The sequence below is a fragment of the Chryseobacterium sp. GP-SGM7 genome (assembly GCF_049166575.1).
Classification (GTDB): Bacteria; Bacteroidota; Bacteroidia; order Flavobacteriales; family Weeksellaceae; genus Chryseobacterium.
This window is the reverse complement of sequence record NZ_JBMHFF010000001.1, coordinates 1,070,855-1,089,902: the sequence shown is the minus strand read 5'-3', so window position 1 is coordinate 1,089,902 and position 19,048 is coordinate 1,070,855. Positions and strand designations below refer to the sequence as shown.

At 35.1% G+C, this 19,048-nt stretch carries 17 protein-coding genes; 9 read left to right on the top strand and 8 right to left on the bottom strand.

All coding sequences use genetic code 11. The annotated features are described in order from the left end of the window. Positions 1-23: 23 nt before the first annotated feature. From argH to ACOOWA_RS04770, 8 genes are all read right to left on the bottom strand, one after another. Positions 24-1,328: an argininosuccinate lyase gene (gene argH, locus ACOOWA_RS04805; protein ID WP_421373611.1), complete on the bottom strand. Its 1,305-nt coding sequence runs from the start codon at positions 1,326-1,328 to the stop codon at positions 24-26. 296 nt (positions 1,329-1,624) lie between these two features. Continuing rightward, positions 1,625-2,707: a M20 family metallo-hydrolase gene (locus ACOOWA_RS04800; protein ID WP_421373610.1), complete on the bottom strand. Its 1,083-nt coding sequence runs from the start codon at positions 2,705-2,707 to the stop codon at positions 1,625-1,627. Further along, positions 2,682-3,476, bottom strand: a complete 795-nt coding sequence (argB, locus tag ACOOWA_RS04795) for an acetylglutamate kinase (RefSeq protein ID WP_421373609.1) — start codon at positions 3,474-3,476, stop codon at positions 2,682-2,684. Before argB ends, ACOOWA_RS04800 begins: the two co-directional genes overlap by 26 nt. Positions 3,477-3,483: 7 nt before the next feature. Continuing rightward, positions 3,484-4,458, bottom strand: a complete 975-nt coding sequence (locus ACOOWA_RS04790; RefSeq protein ID WP_421373608.1) for an acetylornithine carbamoyltransferase — start codon at positions 4,456-4,458, stop codon at positions 3,484-3,486. Between the two features lie 184 nt (positions 4,459-4,642). Next, positions 4,643-5,782 (bottom strand): aspartate aminotransferase family protein, encoded by a 1,140-nt coding sequence (locus ACOOWA_RS04785; RefSeq protein WP_421373607.1) that lies wholly within the window; start codon positions 5,780-5,782, stop codon positions 4,643-4,645. 284 nt (positions 5,783-6,066) lie between these two features. Beyond that, positions 6,067-7,053 (bottom strand): N-acetyl-gamma-glutamyl-phosphate reductase, encoded by a 987-nt coding sequence (argC, locus tag ACOOWA_RS04780; RefSeq protein ID WP_421373606.1) that lies wholly within the window; start codon positions 7,051-7,053, stop codon positions 6,067-6,069. A 261-nt stretch (positions 7,054-7,314) separates the two neighbouring features. Then, a complete protein-coding gene (gene argG / locus ACOOWA_RS04775; protein WP_421373605.1) occupies positions 7,315-8,511 on the bottom strand; it encodes an argininosuccinate synthase in 1,197 nt (398 codons plus the stop codon). After that, a complete protein-coding gene (locus tag ACOOWA_RS04770; RefSeq protein WP_421373603.1) occupies positions 8,483-9,082 on the bottom strand; it encodes a GNAT family N-acetyltransferase in 600 nt (199 codons plus the stop codon). The genes argG and ACOOWA_RS04770 overlap by 29 nt, the downstream gene beginning before the upstream one ends. A 158-nt stretch (positions 9,083-9,240) precedes the next feature. Here ACOOWA_RS04770 and ACOOWA_RS04765 point away from each other — a divergent pair, with 158 nt between their 5' ends. The 9 genes from ACOOWA_RS04765 to ACOOWA_RS04725 all read left to right on the top strand — a co-directional run bounded on the left by ACOOWA_RS04765 (position 9,241) and on the right by ACOOWA_RS04725 (position 19,005). After that, entirely contained in the window at positions 9,241-9,657 is a 417-nt protein-coding gene (locus tag ACOOWA_RS04765) for a transposase-like zinc-binding domain-containing protein (RefSeq protein ID WP_421373602.1), read from the top strand. A gap of 213 nt (positions 9,658-9,870) precedes the next feature. Next, positions 9,871-11,250 (top strand): porin, encoded by a 1,380-nt coding sequence (locus ACOOWA_RS04760; RefSeq protein WP_421373601.1) that lies wholly within the window; start codon positions 9,871-9,873, stop codon positions 11,248-11,250. A 48-nt stretch (positions 11,251-11,298) separates the two neighbouring features. Then, entirely contained in the window at positions 11,299-12,879 is a 1,581-nt protein-coding gene (locus ACOOWA_RS04755; protein WP_421373599.1) for an MFS transporter, read from the top strand. A 43-nt stretch (positions 12,880-12,922) separates the two neighbouring features. Beyond that, on the top strand, positions 12,923-13,150 hold the full coding sequence (locus ACOOWA_RS04750) for a DUF6814 family protein (protein ID WP_421373598.1): 228 nt from the start codon (positions 12,923-12,925) through the stop codon (positions 13,148-13,150). Between the two features lie 25 nt (positions 13,151-13,175). Then, positions 13,176-13,421 (top strand): hypothetical protein, encoded by a 246-nt coding sequence (locus ACOOWA_RS04745; RefSeq protein ID WP_421373597.1) that lies wholly within the window; start codon positions 13,176-13,178, stop codon positions 13,419-13,421. Further along, positions 13,414-16,122, top strand: coding sequence for an ATP-binding protein (locus tag ACOOWA_RS04740; protein ID WP_421374652.1), 2,709 nt, complete (start codon positions 13,414-13,416; stop codon positions 16,120-16,122). The genes ACOOWA_RS04745 and ACOOWA_RS04740 overlap by 8 nt, the downstream gene beginning before the upstream one ends. Positions 16,123-16,190: 68 nt before the next feature. Next, complete coding sequence (locus ACOOWA_RS04735) at positions 16,191-16,553, top strand: response regulator transcription factor (RefSeq protein ID WP_421373595.1); 363 nt, start codon at positions 16,191-16,193, stop codon at positions 16,551-16,553. Between the two features lie 100 nt (positions 16,554-16,653). Continuing rightward, the gene (locus ACOOWA_RS04730; RefSeq protein ID WP_421373594.1) at positions 16,654-18,543 is read left to right on the top strand and encodes an AMP-binding protein; all 1,890 of its coding nucleotides are present in this window, start codon (positions 16,654-16,656) and stop codon (positions 18,541-18,543) included. Between the two features lie 12 nt (positions 18,544-18,555). Further along, positions 18,556-19,005, top strand: coding sequence for a GNAT family N-acetyltransferase (locus ACOOWA_RS04725; RefSeq protein ID WP_421373593.1), 450 nt, complete (start codon positions 18,556-18,558; stop codon positions 19,003-19,005). Positions 19,006-19,048: the final 43 nt, after the last annotated feature.

Sequence of the window (19,048 nt, the reverse complement as noted above, 5' to 3'; positions counted from 1 at the left end):
ATTTTAATGGTTTAAAACAATCATTAACTCAGCAGCTTCCCTTTCAATTTATTAAACTGATATTCAATTTTGTCTAAACATAAATTCCCTATACTTCCCTGATGAGTATGATTCAGATTTCCGATTTCAAAATCAAACTGATTATTTTCAATCTCCTGCCCTACTTTTACGTAAGCATCACGGAATGAACTTCCGTTTTTCACTTCTTCATTAATTTTCTCTACGCTGAAAAGATATTTATATTTTTCGTCTTCCAAAATACCATCTTTCACATGAATATTTGGTAAGGTATAATTTAAAATTTCCAGACATTCCTTTAATGAATCAATTGCAGGGAACAGAATCTCCTTTGTCAGCTGCATATCTCGGTGATAGCCTGAAGGAAGATTATTTGTCAATAAAATAAACTCATTTGGCAAGGACTGAATTCTGTTGCAACGTGCACGAACCAATTCGAAAATATCCGGATTTTTCTTGTGAGGCATGATGCTGCTTCCCGTTGTAAACTCTTTAGGAAAACTGATGAAATCAAAGTTCTGACTTAAATAAAGACAAATATCATAAGAAAATTTGCTTAAAGTTCCCGCCAAAGCTGCCATTGCCATAGACAGCATTTTTTCCGATTTTCCACGGGTCATTTGAGCATAAACGGAATTGTAATTCATCGACTGAAAGCCCAAATTATACGTCGTACTCTCACGATCTATCGGAAAAGACGAACCATAACCCGCCGCCGAACCTAATGGATTTTTATTGATGATATTTTTTACCGAAAACAACATTTCAACATCATCCAACAACGCTTCTGCATACGCTCCGAACCATAATCCGAACGATGAAGGCATCGCAATTTGAAAATGTGTATAGCCAGGAAGAAGAACATTTTTATGCTGTTCTGCCAATTTTATTACTATTTGAAAAAATTCATCTGTTAGTGTTGTAATTTCACGGATTTCATCTAATAAATATAATTTGATATCCAATAAAACCTGATCGTTTCTAGAACGTGCCGTGTGAATTTTCTTTCCGGTATCGCCTAGTTTTTCAATTAAAATAGATTCAACCTGCGAATGGATGTCTTCCGCACTTTTATCAATTTCAAAAGTTCCGTTTTCGATATCTTCTAAAATTTCCGCCAAAACAAATAACATCTGCTGTGATTCTTCATTGGAAATAATTCCGACTTCTGCCAACATGGTACAGTGTGCCATTGAACCTTTAGCATCATATTTTGCCAAACGCTCATCAAAGTCAAGATCCTTCCCGACTGTAAATTTATTAACTAATATATTGGTGGCATTGTCATCTTTTTGCCATATTTTTTTCATAAAATTCTTTTTTTTATTTTAAAATTTTCTTTTGTCTTGAAACAAAAGAAACAAAAATTGCCTCCATAAAGTCGGCGAATGTTATTTCAAGACTTATAAACTTCCGCTAAAAAATATTTTTATTCTCTAAAAATCCCAAAACTCGTGCGAATTGAATATTGGTTCTTCGATTCTAAATTTGTGTCGCACTCAAACAGTGGGATTTTCTTAACGTTCATAAAATTATTTTTCTTAACGCTCCAAGTCACTGTTTTTAGACCTCATAGACTCCCATCATCCCTCTTCTAGCTTCCAGCCTATAAAACCTTTTCCAAAATCTGGATGTAAATCTCAATTCCCTCCGAAATTTCTTCCACAAAAATAAATTCATCCGCGGTGTGAGAACGTGTACTGTCGCCCGGACCGAGTTTTACCGATGTACACGGAATAATTGCCTGATCGGAGGAAGTTGGCGAGCCGTAAGTTGTCCTTCCGATTTCCAAACCGGCTTGAACAAACGGGTGATTCATTTCAATTTTTGAAGAATTTAGTCTAAATGATCTTGCCGTTAAAGTTGACTTCATCTGCGATTGGATGATTTCAAAGGCTTCTTTATTGGAATATTCATCGGTAACTCGTACATCCAAAGTGAAAGTACAGGATTCCGGTATGACATTATGCTGAACTCCGGCGTGAATTCCTGATAACGTTACTTTTATCTCACCCAGATAATCCGAAACTTTTGGAAATTTGAAGCTCAGAATTTGCTGCAGATCTTCCATACATTTCACAATCGAATTATCGTTATTCGGATGAGCGGCATGAGAAGGAGCACCTTTCATTTCCCCGTCAATCACCAAAAGTCCTTTTTCCGCAATTGCCAGATTCATCTGCGTGGGTTCTCCTACAATGGCAAGCTCCACATTCGGAAGCTGCGGAAATAAAGCTTCAATTCCGTCAAAACCTGAAATCTCCTCCTCTGCCGTCAAAGCAATCACTAAATTATATTTTAGATCTTCTTTCTCAAAAAAATGCAGAAAAACCTGCGCCATCGAAACCAAAGAAGCACCCGCATCGTTGCTTCCCAATCCGAATAATTTTCCGTCTTTCTCAATCGGTAAAAACGGGTCTAAAGTATAAGCTTTATTCGGTTTTACCGTGTCGTGATGCGTATTCAGCAAAATCGACGGTTTGAAAACATCAAAATTTTTATTCACCGCCCAGATGTTATTTTTAAAACGTTTTGTCGGGATCTGATGTTTTTTGAAAAAATTTTCAATTTCCACAGACGTATTAAATTCATCTTTGCTGAATGATGGAATTTCAATCAGTTTTTTCAATAATTCTACTGCGTTATTCAGTAATTCTTCTTTACTATAAACAGATTTCAGTTCCTGCATGATGATTTTCTATATGGTTTTTTAGTTCGGTCTCTTTAATTAAGAATACCTTATTGACTTTATTTTTTACTGCTCCCAAAGCATTTTCCAGTTTGGGAAGAATTCCTTTGTGAAGCTTCCCTTCCTCTTTTAAGGTTGAAAATTCTTCTTCGGATATATTTTTAATAACAGATTCCGGATTGTTTACATCTTCCAAAACACCTTTTTTATCAAAACAATATAATAATTCAACATCATATTTCATCGATAAAGACTGAGCGATAACCGATGCAATCGTATCTGCGTTTGTATTGAAAAGATGTCCTTTTTTATCATGAGTAATCGCCGAAAACACAGGAACCAGTTCCAGTTTCAGCAATTTTGAAATCAATTTTCTGTTCACGCTTTTCTCTGTGATATCTCCCACAAATCCGAAATCTATTTCAGCATGTTCTCTTTTTTTGGCTTTAATTAAATTGGCATCTGCACCGGAAAATCCTATGGCTTTACATTTCTTCTGTTGAAGTTTGGCCACAATATTTTTGTTAATTCCTCCCGCATAAACCATCGCCACAATATCCAAAGTATCTTTATCCGTGATTCTTCGTCCGTTCACCAGCTTCTGCTCAATGCCTAATTTATCTGCTAAAGTCGTTGCTAATTTTCCGCCTCCATGAACAAGGATTTTCTTTTCCTGAATTTCAGAAAACTGTTGAAGAAATTGTTCTAATAATTCCTCATCGTCAATTAAAGCACCCCCTATTTTTATAACGAAAAGCTTTTCTTGCATGATTTAATTATTTTGAATTAATTTCATCTAAAATTTCAGAGAAAACCGCCTGAGCAGAGAAAATTCGGTTTTTTGCCTGTTCATAAATGATTGAATTTTCACCATCCATCACTTCATCACTCAATTCTACATTTCGACGAACAGGAAGGCAGTGCATTACTTTTGCCTGATTGGTATTTTCCAACTTTTCATTCGTCAGCATCCAACTTTCTTGTACCTCGGGCATTGCCGCATAATCATCAAAAGACGACCAGTTTTTAACATAGATAAAATCTGCATCTTTCAACGCTTCATCCTGATCGTGAATTACTGCCACATTTTTTGTGAAATTTTTATCCAAATCATATCCTTCAGGATTGGCGATGACAAAATCTACGTCCATTTCCTGCATCCATTCTGCAAAAGAATTTCCTACTGCGTGGGCAATCGGTTTGATGTGAGGCGCCCAGGTTAAAACCACTTTCGGTTTACGGTTTACACTGAGCTTGTCGAAGTGCCAGTTTTCTGTAATCGTGATACAATCTGCCAAACTCTGCAAAGGATGACGTGTTGCCGATTCCAGTGAAATCACCGGAACTTTTGCATGTTGCTCGAACTGGCTTAAAATACTTTCATTCACATCGTCTTCTTTATTTTTCATTCCTGCAAAACAACGAACCGCAATAATGTCGCAATATTGATTTAATACTTCAATAGCGTCTTTGATATGTTCAACGGTATCACCATTCATCACGGCGCCATCTGCAAACTCCAAATTCCATGCTTCCTGAGCTGCATTTAAGGTTAAAACATTTAAGCCTAAATTTTGAGCTGCAATCTGACTGCTTAATCGGGTTCTCAAACTTGAATTTAAAAATACAAGTCCAATGGTTTTTCCTTTTCCTTTGTTGGTTTCCGAAAGAGGATTTTCTTTAATTTGTAAAGCTTTTTTTATAATTTCCTGTAAGTTTTCAACATCGCTTACAGAGGTGAATTTTTTCATTTTGAATTGATTTTTTTTACCACAAAAGTCACAAAAGATTATTGTCAATTTTTAAGTTTGATACTTTGAAAATATAAGTTCACATAAGATGAAAATATTTTATTTTCAAAAACTTTAATGCTCTTTAAAAAGTTTTATAGATTCTTAAAATCATAAAACTTTTGTGACTTTTGTGGTTAATTAATTATAGATTTTCTAAAACAGTTTTTAAAGCACTAATGAATACATCAGTTTCTTCTTTTTTAATGTTAAGCGCCGGAAGAATCCTCAACACGGTCTTATCATTAGAATTTCCTGTGAAAATATGATGATTGTACAACAGGTTGTTTCTCACTTCTGAGCAATCCCTGTCAAGTTCAATTCCAACCATCAAGCCTTTCCTTCGGATCGTTTTAATATGTGGAAAATCTTTAATTTCATTTTCAATATAAGCGCCCATTTTCTGAGCATTTTCGATGAGATTTTCATCTTTCATCACGTCTAAAACCGCAATCGCTGCAACACAAGCCAAGTGATTTCCCCCGAAAGTTGTTCCCAGCAAACCATAGCTTGCCTGAAATTTCGGATGAATCAAAACGCCGCCAATTGGGAAGCCATTCCCCATTCCTTTAGCTGTTGTGATGATATCGGCTTCAATTCCAAATTCCTGATGGGCAAAGAAATAGCCGCTTCTTCCGTATCCTGACTGAACTTCATCCAAAATCAAAACAACATCATGTTTTTTACACAATTTTTTGATTTTAGTTAAAAATTCAACTGTTGGAATCATAATTCCGCCAACTCCCTGAATTCCTTCAATAATGACAGATGAAATTTCACTTCCTTGTTTTTCAAAAACTTCTTCAAGTTCTTCGATATTATTCCATTCAGATTTAATAAATCTTTCATCATAATTTACCGGAGCTGCAATTTTCGGATTATCCGTCACTGAAACTGCCGCCGAAGTTCTTCCATGGAATGAACCTGAAAAATACAGCACTTTACTTTTTCCGTTGTGAAAAGAAGCCAGTTTTAAAGCGTTTTCGTTTGCTTCAGCTCCTGAATTGCACAGAAATAAATTATAATCCTCCAAACCTGAAAGTTTTCCTAATTTTTCAGCCAATTCGGTTTGTAATTCATTCTGAACCGAGTTTGAATAAAAAGATATTTTGTCTAACTGGTTTTTTAATTGAGTCTGATAATGCGGATGGTTGTGCCCGATAGAAATCACAGCGTGACCTCCGTAAAAATCAAGATATTTTTCTCCTTTATCATCCCAAAGGAATGATCCCTGAGCTTTTATGGGATTGATGTTGAATAATGGATATACGTTGAATAAATTCATTTTTTGTTTTTTTATATTTTTCTTTTGTCTTGAAACAAAAGAAACAAAAATTCAAGACTGGAAACTCCGGCTAAAATTTTAAATAATTTCCTAAAATTTCTAAACTCGGGCGGAAAGCAAAAGTTCGTTTCTTAAAGATTTTTTTAACCCGCCACTCAAACAGGAGAAATTTTTTAACGGAAATTCTTCAAAATTTCTTAACGCCTCCGTTTCCTAAGTCATTTTAAGTTGTGTTCTAAAAATTCACGATTGACTATTTGACAATTGACTTTTAAAGTTTTCTTTTAAAATGCAATCGGTTTTAAGTTTAATCCTGAATTCTCTTCCCAATTCATGGCAATATTCATGTTTTGAACTGCTTGTCCGGAAGCTCCTTTCAACAAATTGTCAATCGCTGAGTGAATGACTGCAACATTTCCACTCTTTTCAATATGAATCACACAGCGATTCGTGTTGACAACCTGCTTTAGATCAATTGCTTTTTCACTTACCTTTACAAAAGGCTCATCTGCATAAAAATCCTTAAACAATTGCTCAATATCTGAAAGTTCTACATCTGTTTTCACCGTGGAACTCGTAAAAATTCCCCTCGCAAAATCCCCTCTCCATGGAACAAAATTCAGACTGATTTCATTATGATTAAAAGAAACTAACTGCTGCAAAATCTCATCCACATGCTGATGTATCAAAGTTTTATAGGCTGAAATATTATCATTTCTCCAGGTAAAATGCGTCGTTGCCTGCAAAGACTGACCCGCACCTGTAGAACCTGTAATTCCCGTTGTATACACTTCATTCAACAAACCTTTTTGAGCTAAAGGAAGCAAAGCCAGTTGAATTGCCGTTGCAAAACATCCCGGATTGGCAATACTTTTTGCTCCTGAAAGTTGTTTTTTGTTGATTTCAGGCAATCCGTAGATAAAATTTCTGTTTTCAAAATTTCCATCTAAACGAAAATCATTTCCTAAATCGATGACCAACGTTGAATCTTTTACCGGATTTTGAGTCAGCCAATTCTGGCTTTCTTTATGAGGAAGACATAAAAATAAAATATCTACTTCTTCAGGTTTATCCGTTAAAACCATCTCACAAACTGTCGTTAAATCCGGGTACAAATCTGAAATTTTTGTACCTGAATTTGAACGACTATATAAAAAACTCAAAGACACGTGAGGGTGAAAAGCCAGCAGACGAACCAGTTCGCTTCCTGTGTAACCGTTGGCGCCAATGATTCCTGCTGTTTTTGTTTCTTTTTGATTAATCTCAATCATTTTTACATTTATTGTTGATAATTGATAGGATTTTCATCCTATCCTTTAATAAACCGTCCCTTCGGGACTCAATTTATCGCAGCGAATTGCATGCAGCCTGACTTGAGCGGAAATCCTTTTGTGAGGAGAAACGACGACAAAAGATTGGGAGCGGAAGGCTGATAAAGCTGCCCAAATCTTATTTATTTATCTGATATTATTTATATAAATATGATAGGATTTTCATCCTACCCTTTAGTAAATCGTCCCTTTAGGACTCTTTTAATTTATATTCTGATTAATCTGATGATATATATTTAAAGAATTGCTTACAATTTTCGTGTAGCCTTTCACGTCTTCGCCTGTCCATGCTCTGTTTACTTCGCCGTAGCTTCCGAATTTATCAGACATTAAATCATGCTTAGATTCAATTCCATTCAAAATAAATCTGTAGGGATGAAGGGTTATAAAAACCTTTCCGCTGACTGTTTTTTGAGAATCATCTAAGAAAGACTCGATATTTCTCATCACAGGATCTAGGAAAAGTGCTTCGTGAAGCCAGTTTCCGTACCAATCTGATAATTGAGACTTCATCATCTGCTGATATTTTGAAAGTGTATGTTTCTCCAATAAATGGTGCGCTTTGATAATCACAGATGCCGCAGCCGCTTCAAAACCAACTCTTCCTTTAATCCCAACAATCGTATCTCCAACGTGAATATCGCGACCGATTCCATAAGCTGAAGCCAATTCTTCAATTTTCTGAATGGCATAAACGGAATGTTTAAAACTTTCGCCATTCACCGCTATAACTTCACCATTTTTAAACTCAATTTCAAGTTCTGAAGGCTGAGTTTCTTTAATCTGAGAAGGGAAGGCTTCTTCCGGAAGATAATTTCTTGACGTCAACGTTTCTTTTCCTCCGACTGAAGTTCCCCAAAGTCCTTTATTCACAGAATATTGTGCTTTTTGGAATTCCATTTCATAGCCATAGCTTTTTAAAAATTCAATTTCTTCTTCACGGGATAAAGATAGATCACGAATGGGCGTAATGATTTCAGCATTCGGGCACATTACCTGGAAAATCAGATCAAAACGAACCTGATCATTTCCCGCTCCTGTACTTCCGTGAGCAATCGCATCTGCTCCAACTTCAATCGCAAATTTTGCAATTTCCTGTGCCTGAATGGTACGCTCTGCGCTCACAGACAAAGGATAGGTATTGTTTTTCAGCACATTTCCAAAAATTAAATACTTTACGCAAGAATTGTAATAATCTTCCTGAGCATCGACGCACCTGTATTCTTTTACCCCAAGATTCAGGGCTTTTTTCTCCAGTTCATTTTCCTCTTCTTTAGAAAAACCTCCTGTATTTACAGTGACTGCATAGACTTCATACCCAAGTGTCTCACTCAGATATTTAGCACAGTATGAAGTGTCTAAACCTCCGCTAAATGCTAAGATTACTTTCTTGCTCATTTTGATATTTATTTTCGGGTTGATGATTTACAACACCATTTATTTTATTATTTTCAGAAACGAAAAGCATTGCAGTACAAAGGCAGTTTTTCCGTTCTTTTTTCATTAAAATCTCATAATTTACACAGCTTTTACAGCCGTTCCAAAATTCTTCATCCTGAGTCAGTTCAGAATAAATTACCGGTTTGTAACCCAGATCGCTATTGATTTTCATTACGGCAAGACCTGTTGTTAACCCGAAAATTTTAGCATACGGATATTTATTTTTGGATAATTCAAACACACGATCTTTAATTAATGTTGCCGCCCCTTTTTCCCTGAATTTTGGAGAAACAATCAAACCTGAGTTAGCCACAAACTGACCGTGTGACCAGGTTTCTATATAACAGAAACCTACCCACTCCCCGTTTTCAGTGGCAACCACAGCATTACCTTCTGAAATTTTTTTACTTAAATATTCGATAGAACGTTTTGCGATACCCGTTCCTCTGCGCTGTGCAGAATCATACATTTCCTGCTGTATTTCACTCACATACATCAGATGTATGGATGAGGAAACTTCTATTTCCATTTATTTATCTGAATTTTTTGGCAAATTTAAAACATAATAACTTTAAAAACCAAATTAAAAAGATAATTTTATTGAATTAAATTAATAAACAGGTAATTTTATCTTTAAGGCAAATTAATATTTTGCTAAATTATTATATATTTGCTAAAATACTATATATGGAAAATATTTGTCCGAAATGCAAAGGCGAAAAAATAGTTAAAAGCGGAATCATCAATGAAAAACAAAGATTCCATTGCAAAGACTGCAATTATTATTTTACAGTAAAAAAACTGGGGAAACAGATTGACGATTATTATGTAACCAAGGCTTTACAACTCTATCTTGAAGGCTTGAGTTTCCGTGAAATAGAAAGAATTATTGGTGTTTCACATGTAACAGTAAGTTCGTGGATTAAGAAATATAATATAATCCGCCCACCTCATTCTGACTTTCATCCTGTCTACAAAATTTTAAAGCAAAATGAATTGGTTGAATACATGGGTAAAGAAGAAAACATTAAAAATTCCGGACTTATAATCACTCAGTTTGCAGATAAATATATGCTGATCAAATGGGAACGATTTAAAAAATAGGTTGTTGAGTTTTTAGTTATAAAATATAGGTTTAAAAAATTAACAACCTAATTATCAAAATTTTAAATTGACATAAAGATAATTTTTTAACTTATTATTATCATTTATAATTCATAACTATATAGTAAGCATTTATATATATTAAATTTTCACAAGTAAATTATTAATTACAATTTGGCTTTCACAAAATAACAGCCAAAAAATTAATAATTTATGAAGAAAATATTAAGTTTTATTGGATTAGCTTTAATCAGCAGTTCTGTATATTCACAAGGTTCTCCAGATTACGGAGGTGGTCTAAAGATCAATATAAATCCTGAAGGAGATAAATACGTAAGATTTATTCTCTGGGATCAGTTCTGGATCAGAAACTCTGATATGAATCCCGGAAGTATGGTTGGAGGCGAACCTACCGACAATACATGGAATTTAGGAAATCGCCGTGCACGTATTTTAGCTTACGCTCAAATCACCAAGCGTTATATGATCATGACGCATATTGGAATTAATAATCAAACTTTTATTAATGGTGGCGCAACAGGAACTACCGGAACAGGTGGTTACGGAAACGGCAAAAAACCTCAGCTTTTCTTTCACGATGCATGGAACGAGTATGCCGTTATAATGCCCGGTGAAGCAGGAAAATTCAGTCTTACTTTAGGAGGCGGACTTCATTATTACATGGGACTTTCACGTATGACAATGGCTTCTACATTAAACTTTCTGACTTTAGATTCGCCGATTTTCAGCTGGCCATTGATTGATAATTCAGATCAGTTTGCGAGACAGATGGGCGTGTTCGCAAAAGGAAAATACGGGAAATTTGAATACCGAATGAGTTTAAACAAACCATTCGCAACAGATTTGACTCCAGCCAACACTTTAATTCCGGGAAATGAGGTGGCAGTTGATAACAACGGAAACCCAAATTGGTCTAAAGCTGGTTATTTTGAATACCAGTTTTTAGATACAGAATCTAATCTCCTTCCTTTCAAAGTAGGTTCTTACTTAGGAACTAAAAAAGTTTTCAACCTTGGAGCTGGTTTTTATCATCAGGCTGAAGGAACAAGAACTTCTCTCAATTCAAACATAGAAAAACACGATATTACTTTACTTTCTGTGGATGCTTTTGCCGATATTCCTTTAGGTGAAGCTAAAAATAAGATGGCAGTTTCTGCATATGCAGGATATTTTAACTATAATTTTGGTCCGAATTACATCAGGAATTTAGGAACGATGAATATCGCAGCCAACGACCCGAATTTTGTAGGGCAAAGAGCTTTGGCAGGTCCCGGAAATTTACAGCCGATGATCGGAACCGGAAATGTTGTTTACGCTCAGGCTGGATTATTACTTCCAAGTCAGGCAGAAAAACCGAAAATCAGAATTCAGCCTTTTGCAGCGTATACTTACAAAGATTTTGAAGCATTTGACAAACCTTCATCGCAGTTTGATGTGGGAGCCAACTGGTTTTTAGACGGTCATCACGCAAAAATTACAACACAGTATTCTACAAGACCGGTTTACACAAGCCCTGCTGAAAACCCTAAATCTAAAGGAGAATTTATTGTACAGTTCCAAATTTATCTTTAAAAAAAGACTATTTCCATTATAATAATTTAAACAAAAAAATCTAGTGATATGAGCGAACAACATCATAATGCTTACGAGAATATGACAGATAAGCAGAAAAACCGCACCATCTGGAGCGTGATCACCGCATCATCCCTCGGAACTTTAATCGAATGGTATGATTTCTACATTTTCGGAAGTCTGGCTATCGTTTTAGCTACAAAATTTTTCCCTGCAGACAATCCTACCGCAGCATTTTTATCTACTTTGGCAACTTTCGCCGCAGGATTTGTCGTAAGACCTTTCGGAGCTTTATTTTTCGGAAGATTAGGAGACATTATCGGAAGAAAATACACGTTTTTGGTAACGTTGTTAATCATGGGATTCTCCACGTTTTTGATTGGATGTATTCCCGGTTACGAAACTATCGGATTTATGGCACCGGTTTTAGTTTTAATCTTAAGACTATTACAAGGTTTGGCTTTAGGTGGAGAATACGGAGGAGCAGCAACTTATGTGGCAGAATACTCACAACCGCACAGAAGAGGTTACTGGACTTCATGGATTCAAACAACGGCAACCGCAGGACTTTTCATTTCATTAATTGTCATTTTAATTACTAAAAACACGCTTTCTGCTGAAGATTTTGATTCGTGGGGATGGAGAGTTCCGTTTTGGATTTCAATTTTAATGGTGGGGGTTTCTTATTTCATCAGAAAAAATATGAAAGAGTCTCCGCTTTTTGCAAAGGCTAAAAGTGAAGGAAAAACTTCAAAAAATCCTTTAAAAGAAAGTTTCGGGAATAAATTTAACTTCAAATTTGTTTTGTTGGCATTATTCGGAGCTGCGATGGGACAAGGTGTAATCTGGTACACAGGTCAGTTTTACGCCATGAGTTTCCTTCAGAAAGTAATGAATATCAATTCGATGCAGGTCGATTATTTGATGGCAACAGCTTTATTGATGGGAACACCGTTTTTTGTATTTTTCGGCTGGTTATCTGATAAAATCGGAAGAAAAGCGATTATGATGACGGGAATGCTGGTTGCAATTTTGGCGTACAGACCAATCTACGACAGCATGTACAAAAGTGTCAATATCGAGGCAAAAACCGTTGCCGATAACGGAATAAAAGAAACGAGAACTGCAGCAGTTCACAAAACAATTGCTTCAGACAGCTTAGTTACATTTCACAAAGAAACTTCTTTTACAGACGGAACTTTAATGAAAAAAGACAGCATCGTTCATTGGTCAGCATCTGGTCCGGTGATGAAAGACGGAAAAGCGGAAGAACCAAAAGTATCCACATCGATTACACTGAACGATGATACGAGATGGTATTTGGTATTCTTGGTTTTCATTCAGGTGATTTTTGTAACGATGGTTTATGGTCCGATTGCAGCATTTTTAGTTGAAATGTTCCCGGTGAGAATTCGCTATACCTCGATGTCTTTACCATACCATATTGGTAATGGCGTGTTTGGAGGATTGCTTCCTGCCGTAGCAACTTATCTGGTCACTCAGGGAAAAGATGCGGGTCATGCAACCTGGTATCTGGAAGGACTTTGGTATCCTATCGGAGTTGCAGCAGTCTGTTTAGTCATCGGATTGATTTATCTTAAAAATAAGAATAATAATATCCACGATTAATAGGCGTATTCACTTAAAAATTATTAATTTTAAATCTAACAAAATGGACGGATTAAAAAAAATATTAGGCATTGTCTGGATCTTGATCGCACTTGCGGTGGCGTATCTGGGAATAACAGTAATGGGCGTTCCGAAACTAATGTCAGGAAAACAGGAAGACCTTGTATTCGGAATCATCATACTTTTCGTATTGGTACCGATTGTTTCCGGCGGAATGGCAATCTTCGGATATTATTCTTTAACCGGAGAATACTCGGATGACAAGAAATAAATTATAAGCGATAAATTGATAATTGATGAATGATCCTGTTCATCAATTATCGTTTATCAACAATCATTCATCAATCATGAAAAAGCGTCACGAACAAAAACTGATTATTCTGAGCGTAGGTTTACTTATTGCTTTCAGTATTCCCATTGCATTGCTTTTCAACAGTGAAAAAGAAGTTTTTGGTTACCCGATGATTCTTGTTTATTTGTTTTCGGTTTGGATGGTTTCCATCATGATCTCTTTTGTAATTGTAAAAAAATATGATGAGTAGTTTCGCATTATTTGTCGTTGTTTTAATTTACCTCGCACTTTTGTTCTTAGTTGCCCATTTAGCAGAGAAGAAAAAAAGTAAGTTGTGGATTAATAATCCTTACATCTATGCTTTGTCTTTGGCTGTCTATTGTACAGCATGGACGTACTATGGAAGTATCGGCGTTGCAGCAACAAGCGGACTTAATTATTTAACGATCTACATTGGCCCAATTATCGTAATTCCTGCCTGGATTTACATTAATACAAGAATTGTTCGTATTTCAAGAGTAAATAAAATCAGTAGTTTGGCAGATTTCATTTCTTTAAGATATGGAAACAGCAGAAGTTTCAGTGCTATTATTACTTTGGTTTGCATTTTTGCGATTGTCCCTTACATTGGTTTACAGATTAAAGCAATTTCAGAGACTTTTCACCTGGTGACAGAAACAGCAATTTCAAAGAATATTTTTACGGATAATGCAACGTTTGTTGTGATTCTTATTGCCGTATTTTCATCATATTACGGTACAAAGTATGTTGATGCTTCCGAAAAACGTTTAGGGATAATTTCAGCGATTGCCTTGGAGAGTTTTTTAAAATTGTTTTTCATTATTATTTTAGGATTATTCGTTATTTATTTTGCATTTGACGGATTTTCAGATTTGTACCAAAAAGCCAGTAAATTTTCAGATTTCAAAGCAAAAAATACATTTAACGGAATTGAAGGTGCGATGAACTGGATGGTTCTCTGCATGATTTCCGGAACGGCTATTTGTATTTTGCCACGACAGTTTCATACTGCCATTGTTGAAAACAGACAGGAAAAACATATCAAAACAGCGATTTGGTTTTTCCCATTGTATCTTTTAATATTCACCATTTTTATCTTTCCAATCGCTTGGGGCGGAAGATTGATTTTTGAAGGTCAAAATGTAAATCCCGAATTCTACTCTATTCTGATTCCACAGTATTTTGATAATACTTTGATTACCGTTTTGGTTTTTTTAGGTGGATTAAGTTCTTGTATTTCGATGATTATTATTTCCGCGATTACACTATCCATCATGCTTTCTAATAATTTAATTATTCCTTACGGATTATTAGGAAAATTTAAAGCAGAAAATGAGATTAAAAACACAAGAAATATCACCAACATCCGTAAATTTTCGATTTTTGGATTAATTATTTTAGCTTTTGCTTTCTACAAATATTTTATTTTAAAAACTTCTTTAGATTCGGTTGGTTTAATTTCATTTGTTGTGATTGCTCAATTGGCACCTTCATTTTTCGGAGCGATATTCTGGAGAAGAGGAAGCTATAAAGGTGCAGTGATCGGACTTTTTGCAGGTTTAATTATCTGCTATTTTGGATTAATCATTCCGCAGTATTATTTCTCTTATAATTCTGAATTAAAAGGAATTCTGCGAGAAATGTATGATGTTTTTCAGTTTTTCGATATTACTTTTTTAGACAGAATTCCTGAAATTTTCTTTTGGTCGATTTTAGTGAATACTGCCCTGTTTACCATCCTTTCCGTAAGCATGAAAGGTAATTACCGTGAAAGAAATTTTGCCGAATTATACGTTGATATCGACAAATACATTCAAAATCACGAAAATGCATTCATTTGGCGAGGAACAGCTTATGTTTCTGATATTCAAAATATTCTGGAACGTTTTTTAGGCAAAAAGAAAACCGAACAGGCAATGAGAATTTTCAATATTAAATACAGTATTGATACTCAGACTGAAACCGCTGATTCAAGATTTATTAAATTTTCTGAAAACCTTTTGGCAGGAAGAATCGGAACTGCTTCTGCAAAAATCCTGATTGAAGGCGTTACCAAAGAAGATAAAATCTCATTGAAAGAAGTTTTAAATATTTTGGAAGAATCGAAAGAAAATATCTCATTAAATAAAAAATTAACCGAAAAATCTAAGGAACTAAAGCAACTTTCTAATGATCTCACCGTTGCCAACGAAAACTTAATTGTAAAAGACCGACAGAAAGATGACTTTTTAGATTCTGTTGCGCATGAATTAAGAACTCCCATTACAGCAATCCGTTCAGCAGGAGAAATTCTGGCGGATGACGATGATATTCCCCTAGATATCAAACGTGAATTTTTAAACAACATTATCACAGAATCTGATCGTTTAAGCGAGATTATCAATGATATTTTATATTTAGACAAACTGCAGCACGGCGAAATTACTTTAAATATTAAGGAAAATAACATTATTGAAAGTTATAAAAAAGCCCTTAATCCTATTCTACATTTAATTCAGCAAAAATTCATCCACATAAGCGAAGTTGATTTATTGAATCATTACTTTTATGAATATGATGAAGCCCGATTTATCCAGTTATTCCAAAATATTTTAGGAAATGCTTTGAAATTTACGGAAGACCAAGGAACAATTCAAGCCAAATTTTCAGAAAAAGACAATGATTTAATTATCAAAATTTTCAACACAGGAAAAAATATTCCTGAGGAAGATTTAGAAATGATTTTTCATAAATTTTATCAGTCTAAAAATCAAAACATATTGAAACCCATCGGAAGCGGACTCGGATTAGCCATTTCAAAAAAAATTATTGAAGCTCACAAAGGAAAAATAAAAGCAGAAAACAGCGGATTAGGAGTGACTTTTACGATCACTTTGCCAAAAATAAATATCGCATCAAACGATGAACTCGAAAGGGTTCAATATGAGTAACTGAAATTGAATCCTTCGGATTCTTCTCAAAAGAAATAAACAATGAAGTTGAATAAAGAAAATACACAATGAAAAAAATATTAATTGCGGATGACGAGCATAAAATCCTGATGTCTCTGGAATACAGTTTCAGGAAAATAGGGTATGAAGTTTTCATCGCCAGAGACGGAACTGAAGTTTTAGAATTTTTGAAAACAATTACTCCGGATGTCATTTTACTCGATATTATGATGCCCAATCTCGACGGGTACAGCACTTTGGAAGAAATTAAAAAAGATAAAAAACTGAACAATACAAAAGTTCTTTTTCTAAGTGCCAAAAACAACCCGAAAGACATTGAAAAAGGCCTTGAAATGGGAGCTGATGCGTATGTGACAAAACCTTATTCAATTAAAAAACTCATTCAGCAGATTGAGGAACTTTTAGCATAAACCAAACACAAATATCACAAATAGATTGGACGAATAACACAACCTCTTAGTGTTATTTGTGAAAAAAAATTAGTGCAATTCGTGTTTAAAAAACAAAAATATGAGCACAGACGATTTATTTAAACAAAGCATAGAAAACAAAGAGCAGTTCTGGAAAGAACAGGCTCAGGAAATTTCGTGGTTTGAATTTCCCAAAACAATTATTTCAAAGGACGAAAATAATTATACCCAATGGTTTACAGACGGAAAACTGAATATGTCTTACCTCTGCATCGACAAACATATTGAAGACGGTTTTGGGGACGAAATTGCTATTATCTATGATTCTCCGGTGACCAATCAAAAAATAAAATATACATACAATCAGGCAAAAATTGAGATTTCAAAATTAGCAGGTGGATTGGTTTCTTTAGGTTTAAAGAAAGGCGACACCACCGTAGTTTATATGCCGATGATTCCGCAAACGCTATTTGCGATGTTGGCTTGTGCCAGAATTGGCGTGATTCACAATGTGGTTTTCGGAGGTTTTGCGCCGCACGAACTGGTCGTGAGAATCGATGACTGTGAACCGAAAGCTTTAATTACAGCCACCGCAGGAATTGAAATTGCCAAAAGAATTCCTTATTTGCCATTGGTAGAAAAAGCGATTGAACTTGCTCAGAATAAAGTCGAGAATATTATCGTTTTCAACAGAAAATTGGTTGATAATCAGACCGAAATGTTCGATGGGATTATTGATTATGAAGAATTGGTTTCTAAATCAGAACCTGCAGATTGTGTTTCCTTAGAATCCAATCATCCATTATATTTATTATACACATCGGGAACAACGGGAAAACCGAAAGGAATCACAAGAGATACAGGTGGTTACGCTACAGCTTTGAAGTTTTCGATGAAATATACTTATGGAATTGAGCAAGACAAAACTTTTTGGGCAGCTTCCGATTTTGGATGGGCAGTCGGTCACAGTTTTACGGTTTACGGACCTTTAATCAACAGAAATACAACCATTATTTTCGAAGGAAAACCCATCATGACTCCCGATGCAGGAACTTTCTGGCGAATTATTTCTGAGCATAAAGTTTCGGCTATGTTTACGGCTCCGACAGCAATTCGCGCAATTAAAAAAGAAGATCCGAACGGTGAACTGGTAAAAAAATACGATTTAAGTCATTTTAAAAAACAGTTTTTGGCGGGAGAAAGATGTGATGTGGCGACTTTAGACTGGTTTCAGGAACATATCGGAGTTCCCGCAATCGATCATTGGTGGCAGACAGAATCCGGTTCGCCAATGTTGGGTTTACTCACTTTTAACGAAGATTATAAAATCAAAAGGGCTTCCGCAGGAAAACCAACTCCCGGTTATGATATTAAAATTTTTGATGAAAACGGATTGGAATTAAGCGAACATAAAGAAGGTTATTTAGTCATCAAACTTCCGCTTCCTCCCGGCGCAATGTTAGGAATCTGGAATGATTATGAACGTTTTGAAAAAAGCTATTTATCTCAATTCAAAGGTTATTATTTTTCAGGAGACGGAGCGATAAAAGATGAAGACGGCTATATTTTTATCACAGGAAGAGTGGATGATGTGATCAATGTCGCAGGACACCGGCTTTCAACCTCCGAAATGGAAGAAATTGTTTCTTCACATCCCGATGTCGCCGAATGTGCGGTTGTTGGAATTGATGATGATTTACGCGGACAGGTTCCTTTTGCAACCATTGTTTTGAAAAACGGTTCTGAAATTTCCGAAGAAGATGTTGAAAAAGAAATCATTCAAAGTGTAAGAGAAAAAATTGGCGCTGTTGCTTTTCTGAAATCTGTAATGGTGGTAAAAAGATTGCCAAAAACACGTTCAGGAAAGATTTTAAGAAAATTGATTCGAACCATAATTGATGGTAAAGAATTTCAGATCCCATCAACCATTGATGATGAGAAAATTATTGAGGAAATTCAAATGAAAATTAAAGAATACAGAGGTTTTTAAATTGTTTTAAAAATGGAAATAATTAAAGCAACTCCTTCTGATAATGAAGTTTTAACAAACATCACAAAACTGTCAAAAGCATATTGGGGATATTCAAAAGAACAAATGGAAAGTTGGGCGGAAGATTTAACGATAACAAAAGATTATATTAAAAAAAATGAAGTTTATAAATTAATTGTTGAAAAGTCGGTTGTTGGATATTATTCTTATTTCATTGAAGAAAATAATCATGTAAAATTGGATAACTTATTTATTTTACCTGAATATGTCGGAAAAGGATTTGGAAAAATTTTAATGACTGATTTTTTAAACAAAATAAAAGAATTGAAAATTAAAAATATCACTCTCGAAGCTGATCCAAACGCAGAAAAATTTTACGAACGTTTCGGCTTCATAAAAACCGGACAAATAGAAACATCAATAAAAGACAGATTTTTACCAATAATGGAACTAAAATTATAAAGCCCTTGCTGAGTGAAACGCCCTTGCGAACAGAAAATATGCA